Annotated in this window: 17 protein-coding genes; 16 read left to right on the top strand and 1 reads right to left on the bottom strand. The window is 35.9% G+C overall.

The annotated features are described in order from the left end of the window. The first annotated feature begins 150 nt into the window (after positions 1-150). The 14 genes from aroC to D1606_RS07510 all read left to right on the top strand — a co-directional run bounded on the left by aroC (position 151) and on the right by D1606_RS07510 (position 12,464). The gene (gene aroC / locus D1606_RS07575) at positions 151-1,332 is read left to right on the top strand and encodes a chorismate synthase (RefSeq protein WP_119415399.1); all 1,182 of its coding nucleotides are present in this window, start codon (positions 151-153) and stop codon (positions 1,330-1,332) included. 2 nt (positions 1,333-1,334) lie between these two features. Further along, a complete protein-coding gene (gene aroB, locus D1606_RS07570; protein WP_119415398.1) occupies positions 1,335-2,429 on the top strand; it encodes a 3-dehydroquinate synthase in 1,095 nt (364 codons plus the stop codon). Beyond that, positions 2,422-2,784: a chorismate mutase gene (gene aroH / locus D1606_RS07565; RefSeq protein ID WP_119415397.1), complete on the top strand. Its 363-nt coding sequence runs from the start codon at positions 2,422-2,424 to the stop codon at positions 2,782-2,784. Before aroB ends, aroH begins: the two co-directional genes overlap by 8 nt. Positions 2,785-2,810: 26 nt before the next feature. Beyond that, the gene (hisC, locus tag D1606_RS07560) at positions 2,811-3,911 is read left to right on the top strand and encodes a histidinol-phosphate transaminase (RefSeq protein ID WP_119415396.1); all 1,101 of its coding nucleotides are present in this window, start codon (positions 2,811-2,813) and stop codon (positions 3,909-3,911) included. Continuing rightward, positions 3,908-5,008, top strand: coding sequence for a prephenate dehydrogenase (locus D1606_RS07555; RefSeq protein WP_119415395.1), 1,101 nt, complete (start codon positions 3,908-3,910; stop codon positions 5,006-5,008). Before hisC ends, D1606_RS07555 begins: the two co-directional genes overlap by 4 nt. A 15-nt stretch (positions 5,009-5,023) precedes the next feature. Beyond that, on the top strand, positions 5,024-6,313 hold the full coding sequence (gene aroA / locus D1606_RS07550) for a 3-phosphoshikimate 1-carboxyvinyltransferase (protein ID WP_119415394.1): 1,290 nt from the start codon (positions 5,024-5,026) through the stop codon (positions 6,311-6,313). A gap of 201 nt (positions 6,314-6,514) precedes the next feature. Further along, positions 6,515-7,768, top strand: coding sequence for a tetratricopeptide repeat protein (locus tag D1606_RS07545; protein ID WP_119415403.1), 1,254 nt, complete (start codon positions 6,515-6,517; stop codon positions 7,766-7,768). Between the two features lie 17 nt (positions 7,769-7,785). After that, positions 7,786-8,337: a ReoY family proteolytic degradation factor gene (locus D1606_RS07540; protein ID WP_119415393.1), complete on the top strand. Its 552-nt coding sequence runs from the start codon at positions 7,786-7,788 to the stop codon at positions 8,335-8,337. A 48-nt stretch (positions 8,338-8,385) separates the two neighbouring features. Then, positions 8,386-8,835 (top strand): DUF2487 family protein, encoded by a 450-nt coding sequence (locus tag D1606_RS07535; RefSeq protein ID WP_119415392.1) that lies wholly within the window; start codon positions 8,386-8,388, stop codon positions 8,833-8,835. A gap of 165 nt (positions 8,836-9,000) precedes the next feature. After that, positions 9,001-9,504 (top strand): QcrA and Rieske domain-containing protein, encoded by a 504-nt coding sequence (locus D1606_RS07530; protein ID WP_119415391.1) that lies wholly within the window; start codon positions 9,001-9,003, stop codon positions 9,502-9,504. Positions 9,505-9,525: 21 nt separating this feature from the next. Continuing rightward, positions 9,526-10,200, top strand: coding sequence for a menaquinol-cytochrome c reductase cytochrome b subunit (gene qcrB, locus D1606_RS07525; protein WP_119415390.1), 675 nt, complete (start codon positions 9,526-9,528; stop codon positions 10,198-10,200). Between the two features lie 48 nt (positions 10,201-10,248). Beyond that, positions 10,249-11,016: a menaquinol-cytochrome c reductase cytochrome b/c subunit gene (locus tag D1606_RS07520; RefSeq protein ID WP_119415389.1), complete on the top strand. Its 768-nt coding sequence runs from the start codon at positions 10,249-10,251 to the stop codon at positions 11,014-11,016. 108 nt (positions 11,017-11,124) lie between these two features. Continuing rightward, the gene (lhaT, locus tag D1606_RS07515) at positions 11,125-11,736 is read left to right on the top strand and encodes a lipoprotein heptaprenylglyceryl N-acetyltransferase LhaT (protein WP_119415388.1); all 612 of its coding nucleotides are present in this window, start codon (positions 11,125-11,127) and stop codon (positions 11,734-11,736) included. Between the two features lie 47 nt (positions 11,737-11,783). Next, positions 11,784-12,464, top strand: a complete 681-nt coding sequence (locus tag D1606_RS07510; RefSeq protein ID WP_119415402.1) for a zinc metallopeptidase — start codon at positions 11,784-11,786, stop codon at positions 12,462-12,464. A 75-nt stretch (positions 12,465-12,539) separates the two neighbouring features. On the opposite strand, the gene D1606_RS07505 is transcribed toward D1606_RS07510, so the two are convergent. Beyond that, the gene (locus D1606_RS07505) at positions 12,540-13,406 is read right to left on the bottom strand and encodes a YitT family protein (protein WP_119415387.1); all 867 of its coding nucleotides are present in this window, start codon (positions 13,404-13,406) and stop codon (positions 12,540-12,542) included. Between the two features lie 320 nt (positions 13,407-13,726). On the opposite strand from D1606_RS07505, the gene dapB reads away from it, so the two are divergent. Beyond that, positions 13,727-14,524 (top strand): 4-hydroxy-tetrahydrodipicolinate reductase, encoded by a 798-nt coding sequence (gene dapB, locus D1606_RS07500; RefSeq protein WP_119415386.1) that lies wholly within the window; start codon positions 13,727-13,729, stop codon positions 14,522-14,524. A 17-nt stretch (positions 14,525-14,541) separates the two neighbouring features. Further along, the gene (mgsA, locus tag D1606_RS07495) at positions 14,542-14,946 is read left to right on the top strand and encodes a methylglyoxal synthase (RefSeq protein WP_119415385.1); all 405 of its coding nucleotides are present in this window, start codon (positions 14,542-14,544) and stop codon (positions 14,944-14,946) included. Positions 14,947-14,958: the final 12 nt, after the last annotated feature.

Genomic DNA, 14,958 nt, shown 5'->3' with positions numbered 1-14,958 from the left:
ATAAAAAGAAGAGATTTAAGTTATTTATAGAATTAAATGAAAAATTAATTGTATGATTATTTAAAAATTTCCGTTACAAACTGCTTTTTTAAGTTAAAATATGTTATAGTGAAATACATATACTTTAGCGAGTTGAAGGGAGAAAGTGCTATGCGATATTTAACAGCAGGAGAATCACATGGTCCACAACTAACAACGATTATAGAAGGATTACCAGCGCAATTACCGCTAACGGCTGAGATGATCAATAAAGAATTAAAACGTCGCCAAGGTGGTCATGGAAGAGGCCGCCGTATGCAAATTGAGACAGATACGGTCGAAATTACTTCTGGTGTTCGACACGGCAAAACATTAGGATCTCCAATTGCTCTAGTTGTAAAAAATGATGATTGGAAACACTGGACAAAAATCATGGGGGCTGAACCTCTGCCAGATGATGTGAATCCAGATGATATAAAAAGAAAAATTACAAGACCTCGTCCAGGACACGCTGATTTAGTAGGTGGTATGAAATATGGACATCGTGATTTGCGGAATGTTCTTGAACGTTCTTCTGCTAGAGAAACAACCGTTAGGGTTGCAGTTGGTGCAGTAGCAAAAGCTTTGTTAAGTGAGTTAGGAATTCACATCGTTTCACATGTTACGGAAATTGGTGGCGTCATTGCAGACCCCAATAAGATTGCCCAAAAGTCTGTAGATGAGATTAGAGCAATAATTGAAGAGGATCCATGTTATTGTGCAGACAAAATTGCTTCTACAAAAATGGTAGAAGCGATTGATGAAGCAAAGAAAGCTGGCGATTCTATTGGTGGAGTTGTCGAAGTCATTGTAGAAGGATTACCAGCAGGAATCGGCTCTTATGTACAATATGATCGAAAATTAGATGCAAAATTAGCTGCAGCTATGTTAAGTATTAATGCGTTTAAAGGTGTTGAATTTGGATTAGGCTTTGAAATGGCACATTTAAAAGGCAGTGAAGTGCATGATGAGATTTTATGGTCAGAAGAGAATGGATATACAAGACGTACTAATCGTTTAGGTGGTCTAGAAGGCGGTATGTCAACAGGTATGCCAATTATTGTTCGAGGTGTTATGAAACCAATCCCGACTTTATATAAGCCGTTACAAAGTGTTGATATTGATACAAAAGAACCGTTTAAAGCTAGTGTTGAGCGTTCTGATAGTTGCGCAGTACCAGCGGCTTCTGTTGTAGCAGAACATGTTATTGCTTTTGAAATCGCAAAAGCCATTGTAGAACAATTCCATAGTGATCAAATTGAACAACTAAAAGCACAAATTGATGCTATGAAATTATATACGAAGGAGTTTTAAGAATGAATATTCCTGTTAAAGCACAATCACATGCTTATGAAGTACAAATTGGTAGCGGTAATTTTACAAAAGCTGTTCAGTCATTTGAAGGGGACATAGCTAAAGCAGATCAATTGATTGTTTTTACGGATGAACATATTTGGAAAATCTACGAAGAGAAATTCACACGAGAATTTCCATATACATTCAAAGTTTTTGTTTTACCAGGTGGAGAAGCATGTAAAACATTTGAAAATTATTTTGCTGCCCAAACCTTTTTACTCGAACAAAAGTGTACGCGAAAATCATTTCTATTTGCATTTGGTGGAGGAGCGGTAGGCGATTTAACAGGATTTGTTGCAGCTACCTTTATGAGAGGAATTCCGTTCATCCAATTACCAACAACTATTCTAGCTCACGATAGTGCAGTCGGTGGTAAAACAGCCATAAACCATCCATTAGGAAAGAATATGATTGGCGCTTTCTATCAACCTAAAGGAGTCATTTTTGATATTGACTTTCTAGAAAGTTTACCGAAGCGTGAAATTCGTTCTGGTATGGCAGAAGTGATTAAACATGCATTAATTTCTGATGAAAAATGGTTGCAACAATTGATGGAAACAACTTCTATTTTGTCATTATCTAAGGATCGATTAGAGAACAATCTAGAGCAAGGAATACGTGTTAAGGCATCCATTGTAGAACAAGATGAGGAAGAACATTCAGTTCGAAAGTTTTTGAACTTTGGTCATACATATGGTCATGCAATAGAAGCTGCTTCAGGGTTTGGAAGGGTTGCACATGGAGAAGCGGTTATGATTGGTATGGTATATGCGCTTCTTCTTAGCGAGCGATATGGAGAAATTTCACGTGCATTCACGATCGAATTTTTACAATTCGCTTTACGTAACGGCTATCCGTTTGAGGCTGTAGCAAACTTTACCTTTGATGAATTATTAGGTTATTTGATGAAAGATAAAAAGGCAGAATATGGTGAATTGCAATTTGTCTTATTACAAAAAGTAGGCCAACCATTTGTTCAAAAAATATCTCAACAAGAATGTCGTGAAATAGATCACGTTTTAAGAGGATTGCTAGAGGAGGTTGCTTATGATTAGAGGCGTAAGAGGTGCAGTAACAATTGAGTATGACGATGCCCAACTGGTTTTGCAGGAAACTGCTCATTTAATGCGTGAAATAATTATAGCTAATAATATTAAGCCAGAAAATGTTGCTTCAGTAATTGTTTCAACAACACCAGATATTGTATCAGCCTTTCCAGCGAAAGCAGTTCGTACGATAGAAAACTGGAATTATGTCCCTGTTATGTGTATGCATGAGATGAATGTTCCAGAGGCATTACCGCTGTGTATTCGTGTATTGGTACATGTCAATACGGAAGTTGAACAAGAAAAAATACAGCATATATATTTAAATGATGCAGTTAAGTTACGACCAGATTTAGCGAAATAAATGTTACCGAAAAGAGGAGATTTTTTATGAAATGGAAAGAACAGATTAACGGCATGAAAGCTTACCAACCAGGTAAATCAATTGATGCTGTAAAAAGAGAATTTGGATTAAATGAAATTGTAAAATTAGCTTCAAATGAAAATCCATTTGGCTGTTCCCCAAAAGTACATGAATTTTTAGCCAACGAATCTTTTAACTTTGCTTTATATCCAGATGGTTATGCTACAGATATGCGTGAAGCTGTTGCAAAACATCTCGGTGTTTCAGGGGATGAACTTATTTTCGGTAACGGTTCAGATGAACTAATTAGTATTATTACACGAGCGCTTTTACACCCAGGTGTAAATACTGTAATGGGCAAACCAACCTTTTCTCAATATGCTCTAAATGCACGAATCGAAGGTGCAGAAATACGAGAAGTCCCATTAAAAGATGGTAATCATGATTTAGATGCGATGCTTCAAGAGATTGATGAAAATACCGCTGTTGTATGGGTATGTAGCCCAAATAATCCTACAGGAGTGGTAGTTGAAGATGCACCTTTAAAAGCATTTTTAGATCAAGTACCAAAAGATGTTTTAGTAGTATTAGACGAAGCTTATTTCGAATATGTTACAAACGATAAACACAAGGATACAATTCCATATATAAAGGATTATTCAAATGTTATTATTTTACGCACTTTCTCAAAGGCATATGGTCTAGCTGCATTCCGAGTAGGATATGGTATTGCTAATAAAGATTTAATCGCAAAACTTGATCCAGTAAGAGGACCATTTAATAACACAGTTTTAAGTCAAGCTGTTATTCAAGTTGCGTTAAAAGACCAAGAATATATTGAAAAATGTCGTGTTGAAAATACTAAAGGAAAAGAACAGATTGAGGCATATTGTGATGAGCGCCACTTACAATATTATCCAACTGATACGAATTTTATTTTAATGGAAGTGAAAATGGATAGTGATGTTGTATTCCAAAAATTAATGCAACGTGGGTTTATAATTCGTAGTGGTAATGCACTTGGAACACCAGGGTATATTCGTGTCACAATTGGAACACAAGCACAAAACGCAGGTTTACTAGCACAGTTAACAGCAGTATTAGAAGAAGAAGGCGTCTTTGCTTGAAGCAAACAGTCCTTGTCGTAGGGCTAGGCTTAATAGGTGGTTCAATTGCTCTAGCTCTCCAAAAATCGCCGAATATTCGCGTGATTGGATTTGATGTAAATGAAAATACTCTTCAAAGTGCTAAAGTGTTAGGCGTTGTGCAAGATGTAACGAAACAACCAGAAGTGGCTGTGAAAAATGTTGATATACTGCTTTTTGCCACACCTGTGAATGCAACAATTGAATGGATGGAAAAACTAAAAAATTGGGATTTACCTGAGAAGCTAATTATTACAGATACAGGAAGTACAAAATCATTAATAATGGAAAAAGCACTTGAGTTAAAAGACTTAGGTATTACATTTATCGGAGGTCATCCGATGGCAGGTTCTCATAAAAGTGGAGTACTTGCTGCAAAACCATATCTTTTTGAAAATGCTTATTATATGTTGACACCACTAGCTGATGAAGAAGAAAGTAATGTCCAACAATTAAAAGATGTTTTACAATATACACGTGCAAAACTAACAACAGTATTAGCGGATACTCATGATCAAATGACGTCTGTTGTAAGTCATTTTCCACATATTGTAGCAGCATCGTTAGTACATATGTTGGCTAATGAGAGTAAAGAAAATTCGTTGACAAAGCTTTTAGCAGCAGGTGGGTTTAGAGATATTACAAGGGTTGCATCATCCAATCCGATATTATGGCGTGACATTACATTGCAAAATCGTAAACAAATCGCAAACCAACTTGCAAATTGGCAGCAAGAAATGTCTAGAGTTCAAACATTGCTTGAAAATGGTGATAATCAGCAAATTGAAACATTTTTCGCAAAGGCAAAGCATTTTAGGGACGATCTTCCGAGCACATCGCAGGGGGCACTTTATTCTACCTATGATTTATATATAGATGTCCCGGATTACCCAGGTAGTATTGCTGAAATCACTGCTTATTTAGCTGATGAGCGAATTAGTATTACGAATATACGAATTGTAGAAACGCGTGAGGATGTTTTCGGAATATTGGTTGTTAGTTTCCAAAATGCAGATGATAGGGAAAAGGCGGCAGCTTGTATTGAAAAACGTAGCCCCTATGAGGTATATATATCCTAAAGGAGGTAGCAAATCATGGTAGAAGCAAGACTGAATTTTAAAAAGCCTGTGCTTAAAGGCAATATAAAAGTTCCAGGAGATAAATCCATTTCACATAGGGCTATTATGTTCGGAAGTATTGCAGAGGGCAAAACAACTGTGAGTGGCTTCTTATTGGGTGATGATTGTTTAAGTACGATAGAGTGCTTTAGAAAATTAGGTGTCAATATTGAGCTAGATGGCACAGATGTAGAGATTAATAGTAGAGGGATTATTAATTGGGAAGAACCTACAGATATATTGTATACAGGTAATTCCGGCACAACTACTCGTTTAATGCTTGGTCTACTATCAGGCTCTAATATACATTCTATTCTAAATGGAGATGCTTCAATCGCTAAAAGACCGATGAAACGTGTGATTACACCACTTCGAGAAATGGGTGCTCAAATTACAGGAAGAATGGACGGTCAATATACACCATTAGCGATAAAAGGTAGTCCGTTACACGCTATTGAATACACGATGCCAGTAGCTAGCGCTCAAGTAAAATCAGCTATCTTACTTGCAGGCATACAGGCAAAAGGAACGACAATTATCCATGAAAAAGACATATCAAGAGATCACACTGAAAGAATGCTTCGCCAGTTTGGCGCAGACGTTTCTGTCGAAGAAGGAACGATTTTCTTTAAAGGTGGTCAAACTTTACAAGCAACTCATGTAGAGGTACCAGGTGATATATCGTCTGCAGCATTCTTTTTAGTTGCGGGTGCAATGGCTGAAAATAGTGAAATAATTTTGCGCAATGTCGGTTTTAATCCTTCAAGAACAGGAATTATAGATGTACTAGCTGCTATGGGTGCTAATATGGAAATCATTGTAGATGACGAAGATGCTGCGGAACCTATAGCGACTATTACAATCAGAACATCAGATTTAGTAGGTGTCACTATAGATGGAAATATTATTCCTCGATTAATCGATGAGATTCCGATTATCGCTCTGCTTGCAACAAAAGCAAAAGGAACGACAATTATTCGAGATGCAGCTGAGCTAAAAGTAAAAGAGACGGATCGAATTACAGCTGTTGTTACTGAATTGAAAAAATTAGGCGCTGATATTGAGGCTACAGAAGATGGCATGATTATTCACGGCTCTAAAGAACTACATGGTGGATCACTAAAAACGTATGGCGATCATCGAATTGGCATGATGGGTGCAATTGCGTCATTATTAATAGATGATGAAGTGACATTAGATGATGCTGACTGTATTGCGGTATCTTATCCTACATTCTTTGACGATATAAATAAGCTTATAAAATAGTAAAATTCCCAAAAAGCTCTCCTATATTAGGAGAGTTTTTCCTTGTATACAAAGCAGTAGTCATGTAGCATAATGTTAAAAGCAAAGTTGACCATTATGGAGTTAGCCTAAAGTATGGAAACTATTACAGTTTTTTTAGCTACTCGTAAAAGTTGATGTAGCCGATATATGAAGGTATTAAAAGTAGGATTAGGTGACAAAATGGAAATTCAAAAAAAAATGATTGATGCAATTCAAAAAGGAGACCTAGAGGGAATCCATAATTTGCTTGAAGATTTTAAAGTTCAAGTAGATCCAGACATGCAATATGAAGTAGTAGGTTTTCTGATGAATTTTGGTTTTTTAGATGAAGCTGATGAATTATTAGAGCACTTGCAATACTTATTTCCAGATGAGGCTCAACTGAAAATTGATCGTGCCACATTATTAATGGAACGAGAACAAGGGGATGCAGCATTAAACATTCTGATGGAAATTAGCCCAGAGGCAGAAGAATATCCACAAGCTTTACTTGCATTAGCAGATTACTATCAAATGCAGGGGTTATATGAAGCATCAGAGCAGCGTATAAATGAAGCATTAGATTTATTGCCAAATGAACCATTATTGCATTTTGCAAAAGCAGAGTTACTAATGGAAATGGGACGCTTTACTGAAGCAGCTCGTATATATCATGAATTGTATGAGGAACAAAGCGAAATTGCAGGAGTAAGATTAGTTGAGCGATTAGCTGAAGTACATCGTGCAGGCGCAGCATTTGAAGAGGCTCTAACGTTTTATATAAAAGCATTGGAAGATAATACTTCTCCTGATTTATTATTTGGAGCAGCTTATTCTGCATTCCAATCACAAATGTATGAAACTGCAATACGTTATGCGGAAGATTTGAAAACACTTGACCCAGATTATTTCTCTGCATATTTATTATTAGCTCAAAGTTATGCAATGCTTGAAAACAATAAAAAAGCATTAGAAGTAATTACAGAAGGTATATCTCGTGATGAATATGATAAAGAGTTGTATTTATTTGCAGGGAAGATGGCGCTTAAAAACAGTTTACCAAAAGAAGCTGAACAGTATTTACGACAAGCAATTGCATTAGATAGTGAATATATGGAAGCGATAATTACCCTAGTTTCTATTCTTTCTAAAGAAGAAAGAGATGAAGAAGTGGTTGAGCTCATTGAAAATTTAGAGAAGGAAAGTTTCGATTGGCCTACATTATCTATGTTCGCAGCCATCTCTTTCGATCGATTAGAAAATTATGAACGTGCATATGATTTTTATCAATTAGCATATAATGACCATAAGGAAGATCCATTATTCCTTGAAAAATATGCTTACTTCCTAATTGAAGATGGTAAACGAAATGAAGCAAAAGAAGTGGTAAATCAATTAATTGCTATTCAACCAGATGAACCTACTTGGCAAGATCTTTTACAAACTTTTGAATGAGAGGAGGCTCATACAAAATGACCGCATCCGTTTCTGTCTTGGACAAAAAAGAATTTGTCCGTTGGTTTTTAAAAAAGTACCAAATGAAACGTCGTGAGTGCGTATGGATTTTGAATTATCTGCTTGGTCATGATGAATTATTAGAGCATATTCATTTTGTAGAAGAAGCACATTACTGCCCACGAGCAATGGTTATGTCAACTACTGATTCATCTGGCATACCGTTTCGCTTCTATAGAGGTAATATAATGACAGCAGATGCGGAAAAATCCTTCCATGATTTAAGGCTTCATCCAGATGAAGCTATGTATATTCAATTGAATTTCCCAAAGGTTCCGCCAAGTAGAGAGTATTTAACCGTATTAGAGGAAAATCCATACATGCCTAATTATTTGCAAATTAGTGAGTCGGATCGACAGCTTGCAGAGGAAATTTTAAAAGATAGTATGAAAACATTCCAAGAAGAAGCAATATTAAAACAGATTGATGAAGCGTTAGATCAAAATGACAAAGAGAAGTTTTACAAGTTATCTGCATTACTTAATGTTATAAAAAATGTGGAAAAATAAAAAACTTCATCCATCATTGGATGAAGTTTTACTTTTGGAGGAATAGATATGTTTTGGACAAGCAAAGACATTGAAGAATTTTTAAAACAAAAAGAGTTTATCGATACAGCATTAGTTCCATTAGTTTTATTAGAAGGAAAAGATTTAGGTATAAAACAGAGTGCTTCTGGGGCAGAATTCTTAATGTCATTGACTAACTTTATTGAACAACAATTTAAAGGGCGTATTGTTTTAACTTCACCGATTACATACACAAAAGTAATGTCGAAAGAATCTTTAATCAGCTCAATTCAAGAGGAACTATTGGAAGCTGGTTTTAAATATATTTTCTTCATCACGTCTGATCATGATTGGACCCAATTTGTGATAAATTACGACATTATTTGGCTTCCTTCTATTCCATTGGGTGATATGGATCAAAAAGTTAAACAATCAGTACTTAGTGATCAGTTAAGACAAGTTATACCAATGCTATCTCAAAAGTGGGCAAAACAATAAATCTAGATTGAATGCAGATTCAATAAATGTTCACAAATGTGTATAAAACACTTGAATGCGTTATTGACCTTACATTTTACTTGATATATCATAGATATGTCCTAGTATTACTATTTTGTATAAGTTTGTCCGTTGGACTGACCTTAAGTTAGAGGGGGGAAAAGAATGAGTAACAATCGTGTCACAAGACGTCAATTTTTAAACTACACACTTACAGGTGTTGGTGGCTTCATGGCAGCTGGTATGTTAATGCCGATGGCTCGCTTTGCAGTTGATCCAATTCTTCAAAAGAAAGCAGGCGGAGACTTTGTACCTACTGACAAAAAAGTCTCAGAACTTTCAGAAACTCCTGTAAAAGTAGATTTCACATTCGAACAAGTTGACGCTTGGTACAAATCTGATGTTACAAACACAGCGTGGGTTTATAAAGATGGCGATAAAATTGTCGCACTTTCACCTGTATGTAAACATTTAGGCTGTACAGTAAACTGGGCTGGTGATACAGCACACAAAAACCAATTCTACTGCCCATGTCACGGTGGCCGTTATGAGAAAAACGGTAAAAACGTGGCAGGTACACCACCACTTGGTCCGTTAGACGAGTTTGAAGTAAAAGAAAAAGACGGTCTATTATTGATCGGAAAAACAAGAGCAAATACTTTAGTATAATTGTAAGGGGGTACGACATCAGTGCTTAATAAAATCTATGATTGGGTCGATGAACGCTTAGATATTACACCGATTTGGCGTGATATAGCCGACCATGAAGTTCCAGAGCACGTAAACCCTGCACACCATTTCTCTGCATTCGTATATTGTTTCGGCGGGTTAACGTTCTTCGTTACTGTTATTCAAATTTTATCAGGTATGTTCTTAACAATGTACTATGTACCAGATATTGAAAATGCATGGAAGTCTGTTTACTACCTTCAAAATGAGGTAGCATTCGGTGAAATCGTGCGTGGTATGCACCACTGGGGCGCTTCCCTCGTAATTGTCATGATGTTCCTTCATACATTACGTGTATTCTTCACAGGTTCTTATAAAAAACCTCGTGAGTTAAACTGGATTGTTGGGGTACTAATTTTCTGTGTAATGTTAGGCCTTGGCTTTACAGGTTACCTACTACCATGGGACATGAAAGCATTGTTTGCAACAAAAGTAGGTATTCAAATTGCAGCATCAGTTCCTTTTATCGGTGAAGCAATCAAAATCCTTTTAGCTGGTGATTCAACAATCATCGGTGCACAAACATTAACTAGATTCTTTGCGATTCATGTATTCTTCTTACCAGCATGCTTACTTGCATTGCTTGCTGCTCACTTTATCATGATTCGTAGACAAGGGATATCTGGCCCATTGTAGTATTTACTACATATTTAGCCATTAATATTTCCTTAAGGAGGGGACAAAATGCATAAAGGAAAAGGAATGAAATTCGTAGGAGATACGCGAGTACCTAAAAAAGATAACAAAAACGTATATCCACCAGATTATTCCGAATATCCTGGTAAAACAGAACCATTCTGGCCAGACTTCTTATTAAAAGAATGGATGGTTGGTGCTGTATTTTTAGTTGGTTATCTAATTTTAACAGTTGCTCATCCATCTCCATTAGAAGGACAAGCAGATCCAACAAACACAAGCTATATTCCAATGCCGGACTGGTATTTCTTATTCTTATATCAATTGCTTAAATACGAATATGCTTCAGGTCCTTACAATACTATTGGTGCAATCGTTGTTCCAGCAATTGCGATTGGTGCTTTAATGTTAGCGCCATTCTTAGATAGAGGTCCTGAACGTAAACCTTTAAAACGACCATTGCCAGTAGCATTTATGCTATTAGCACTTGCCTCAATGGTATTCTTAACTTGGGAATCAGTTGTTAACCATGACTGGGCTGCAGCTAAGAAACAAGGTGAAATTGTTAAAGCTGTTGAAATTGACCAAGAAGATCCAGGTTATAAAGTATACGCTAAACAATCATGTATTAACTGCCATGGAGATAAACTTCAAGGTGGTGCAGGTCCTGCATTAACAGATACAGGCTTATCACCTGAAGAGATTACTAAAATCGCTCATGAAGGTAAGGGCGGTATGCCAGCAGGCCAATATAAGGGATCTGATGAAGATCTTCAAAAATTAGCTGAATTTATATCTGGTTTAAAAGCTGAATAATAGCTAGAAAGAAGAGTCAGGAAACTGACTCTTTTTTTCTATATACATAGACGAACCCTAGCAAAAAAGGTTATAACATAATTAGAATATTTTATCGAGGGGGTACCAATGAATAACTTATTTTCTCAAGTGTGGCAGATACTATCCCATAGGGCTTTTCTGTGGCTACTATTAACTGTCAATATTTTAGGAACAATTGGCGGATATATCTGGTATGGTGGACAATTATCTATAACAAGACCTCTTTTTTATATATTTGTTCCAGATAGTCCAACCGCTACTTTATTTTTTTCGATAGCTGTAATTGGATGGCTTTTAGGAAAAAATTGGCGCGTTATAGAAGCACTTGCACTTATTACTTTAGTGAAATATGGATTATGGGCTGTCGTTATGAACTTATTAGCAATCATAGAAATAGGTTCTATTGGTTTTCTTGGTTGGATGCTTGTTGTTTCTCATTTGGCAATGGCTATACAAGGAATTTTATATATACCTATGTACGATATTAAACTAACTCAAGTTAGTATTGCAGCAATCTGGACACTACATAATGATGTTATAGATTATGTTTTTGGCCAAATGCCAATCTATAGTATGCTTTCTGCCTATATGTCTGAAATTGGCTATTTTACATTTTGGTTGTCTATTGCTTGCATAGCATTAGCTTATTATGTTTCACGAAAAAGGATATCATTTGCGGCTAAAAAAGTTTCCCTTTAAAATGAGAGTAAGTAAGTAATAGGAGGATGGTTTAATTGTCAATAGCGATGTATATCGTGTATTTTGCTGTACTATTGTTATTACCGCTTTATGCTCAACGAAAGGTAATGAAAACCTATAAGCGGTATGCAGAGGTAAGATCTACTTCTGGTATGACAGGGGCGGAGGTAGCTAGAACAATTTTAGATAGTAATGGGTTAAGTAATGTAAGAGTTGTAGAAACTCCTGGTGTATTATCTGATCATTATGATCCTAGGAGTAAAACAGTTGCCTTATCATCTCAAAACTATCACAATGCTTCAGTTGCTGGTACTTCTGTAGCAGCTCATGAATGCGGACACGCTATTCAACATAAAGAAGCTTATGCATTCTTAACGCTTCGTTCAAAATTAGTGCCTGCAGCGAATATTTCTTCTAATTTATCTTGGATTTTCATCATGATTGGTATGCTTAGTTCATCAATGCGCTCATTAATGCTTATAGGTATAATCCTATTAGCAATCGGTGTGTTGTTCCAAATAGTGACTTTACCAGTCGAATTTGATGCATCTAAACGTGCTCTCAATCAGGTTGTTAGCCTAGGGATTATTAGAAACGAAGAAGAATCACATGCCAGAAAAGTATTAAGTGCAGCTGCATTAACATATGTTGCAGCAGCGGCAACAGCTGTTATGGAATTAGCACGTTTGTTGTTAATATACACCGGCTTGAATAATAATGAAGATTAGTAGTTAATTTAAAAAGCAGCGTGATTGGATAACCAATCACGCTGCTTTTTCTAATAATCTGATAAAAATATTATTTTATTCAATGGGTCTTTTTTGATCGTCTAAAGTAAACCCTTCACCACTGACATCATGAACTTCAGAAACAGATATGAATGCATGTGGGTCTATTGATAGTACAATACTTTTTAATCTAAACATCTCATTTTTTGCAACGACACAATAAATGACTTCTCGATCTTCTTTTGTATAATATCCATAGCCTTTTAAAAAAGTAACACCACGATCCATTTGCTTCGCTATTCGCTCTGCAATTTCGTGATTATGATTAGAGATGATAATTGCTCCTTTTGCGGCATAAGCCCCTTCTTGTACAAAGTCAATTACTTTGGCTGTTACAAAAACACAAACTAATGTATACATAACAGAACGAGCATCTAAATAAGTTGCCCAAGATAAAATAATGACAACTGCATCGAAGATAAACATCGTTTTTCCCATTGGCCAACCGAAGAATTTATTTACAAGTCGAGCGATAATATCTACTCCACCCGTTGTTCCACCAACGCGAAAGATAATTCCAAGTCCAACTCCAAGGAAGATACCCGCAAATAATGAAACAAGGAACATGTCGTCATGCAAATCGATAGGAAATTGATAAATTTGAAAAACTTTTAAGAAGACAGATACAGAAACGGTTCCGATAATTGTATAAGCAAAAGTTTTTTTTCCGAGTATTCGCCATCCAATGATAAACATTGGTATATTTAATACTAAGTTCATAATAGCAGGGTCTAGTTTGAATACATTGTATAGGATTAATGTAATACCGTTGAATCCACCTTCACCAAGATGATTTTGTATATTAAAATGTACAAAACCAAAACTGAAAATAGCTGCCCCTAGTATAATGAATAAAGTATTTTTTATTTTAATATTTGGCATTTAGTTTCACCTCAATTTTTAGTTGTAGAGTATAATAACGTTAATGTGTAGAAAAATATTCTAGTTTGAAGTTATCAATAATTTTTGTGCTAATTGGGAATGTTTCGTGTTTAGTTAGATATGTTCCGTTTAAATAGCTTCACAAGACTATATTATCATGCATTTTTGGTATTTTGACAACAACGTTGATAGTTATTTAGGATAGGAATAGGAGTAAACAGTAATTTAAACTTAAAAATAGGTTAATTTAATGACTAAAAACTATTCATTTAAACGTAACGTTTAATCAGACATTGTTCAATATGAAAGGATGAGATATAATGACGATTCGAGTTGTAATTGCTGGACCAAGAGGGAAAATGGGACAAGAAGCGGTACATACGGTTATGAATGATGATAATATGGAATTAGTAGCAGTACTAGACCATAAAGAATTAGCCCCGAACTTAGCACAATATGAAATGTTTCCAGATGAATACGATGTACCGGTATACACAGAGTTACATACGTTGTTTGATGTTATCCAAGCAGATGTTTTTGTCGATTTAACAACCCCTAAAGTAGGGTATGAACATACAAAAACAGCGCTATTTGCTGGGGTACGACCTGTAATTGGAACAACTGGTTTTTCAGATGCTCAATTAGAAGAACTTGTGTCTCTATCTAAAACTTCTGAGGTTGGTTGTATAATTGCTCCTAATTTTGCGATTGGTGCTGTTTTAATGATGAAGTTTGCTCAAATGGCGGCAAATTATTTTTCAGATGTTGAAATTATTGAAATGCACCATAATCGAAAATTAGATGCACCATCTGGTACCGGGGTGAAAACAGCCCAATTAATTGCCCAAAGTCGTGTGAAACATAAACAAGGCCATCCAGAAGAACACGAAAATATTGCAGGTGCGAGAGGCGCTGATATAGAAGGAATGCGTATTCACAGTGTTCGATTACCAGGTCTTGTAGCACATCAACAAGTTCTCTTCGGAGGAACAGGGGAGTTATTAACTATCCGTCATGATTCATTTGATCGTAAATCTTTTATGACAGGTGTGAAATTATCGATTGAAAAAGTTATGGGATTAAAAGAATTAGTCTATGGACTTGAAAATATTTTATAGTAGAGGGGCAGAATGCTATGAAGATTGCTTTAATTGCACATGATAAGAAAAAAAGTGATATGGTGCAATTTGTAACTGCATATCGCGATATCTTGGCACAACATGAATTATATGCAACAGGAACAACAGGGCAAAGAGTTATAGATGCTACAGGGTTAAGTGTACATCGCTTCCGCTCTGGTCCATTAGGTGGAGATCAACAAATAGGCGCAATGATTGCAAATAACGACATGGATATGGTAGTTTTCTTCCGTGATCCATTAACAGCACAACCACATGAACCAGATGTGTCAGCATTAATCCGTTTAAGTGATGTATACCAAATTCCATTGGCAACAAATATGGGAACTGCAGAAGTTTTGCTAAAAGGATTAGAAAAAGGTTTTATCGATTGGCGATTAATACAAGAAAGAAGAAAATAGAAAGGTAGTGGT

The organism is Rummeliibacillus sp. POC4, assembly GCF_003576525.1.
In the GTDB taxonomy this organism is placed as follows: Bacteria; Bacillota; Bacilli; order Bacillales_A; family Planococcaceae; genus Rummeliibacillus.
Note: the sequence above shows the minus strand (reverse complement) of the source record. Positions and strands in the feature narration are given on the sequence as shown.

Coding starts and splice junctions, on each gene's coding strand:
- aroC (WP_119415399.1), top strand. CDS start 151: ATGCGATATTTAACAGCAGGAGAATCACATGGTCCACAACTAACAACG.
- aroB (WP_119415398.1), top strand. CDS start 1,335: ATGAATATTCCTGTTAAAGCACAATCACATGCTTATGAAGTACAAATT.
- aroH (WP_119415397.1), top strand. CDS start 2,422: ATGATTAGAGGCGTAAGAGGTGCAGTAACAATTGAGTATGACGATGCC.
- hisC (WP_119415396.1), top strand. CDS start 2,811: ATGAAATGGAAAGAACAGATTAACGGCATGAAAGCTTACCAACCAGGT.
- aroA (WP_119415394.1), top strand. CDS start 5,024: ATGGTAGAAGCAAGACTGAATTTTAAAAAGCCTGTGCTTAAAGGCAAT.
- D1606_RS07545 (WP_119415403.1), top strand. CDS start 6,515: ATGGAAATTCAAAAAAAAATGATTGATGCAATTCAAAAAGGAGACCTA.
- D1606_RS07540 (WP_119415393.1), top strand. CDS start 7,786: ATGACCGCATCCGTTTCTGTCTTGGACAAAAAAGAATTTGTCCGTTGG.
- D1606_RS07535 (WP_119415392.1), top strand. CDS start 8,386: ATGTTTTGGACAAGCAAAGACATTGAAGAATTTTTAAAACAAAAAGAG.
- D1606_RS07530 (WP_119415391.1), top strand. CDS start 9,001: ATGAGTAACAATCGTGTCACAAGACGTCAATTTTTAAACTACACACTT.
- D1606_RS07520 (WP_119415389.1), top strand. CDS start 10,249: ATGCATAAAGGAAAAGGAATGAAATTCGTAGGAGATACGCGAGTACCT.
- lhaT (WP_119415388.1), top strand. CDS start 11,125: ATGAATAACTTATTTTCTCAAGTGTGGCAGATACTATCCCATAGGGCT.
- D1606_RS07510 (WP_119415402.1), top strand. CDS start 11,784: ATGTATATCGTGTATTTTGCTGTACTATTGTTATTACCGCTTTATGCT.
- D1606_RS07505 (WP_119415387.1), bottom strand. CDS start 13,406: ATGCCAAATATTAAAATAAAAAATACTTTATTCATTATACTAGGGGCA.
- dapB (WP_119415386.1), top strand. CDS start 13,727: ATGACGATTCGAGTTGTAATTGCTGGACCAAGAGGGAAAATGGGACAA.
- mgsA (WP_119415385.1), top strand. CDS start 14,542: ATGAAGATTGCTTTAATTGCACATGATAAGAAAAAAAGTGATATGGTG.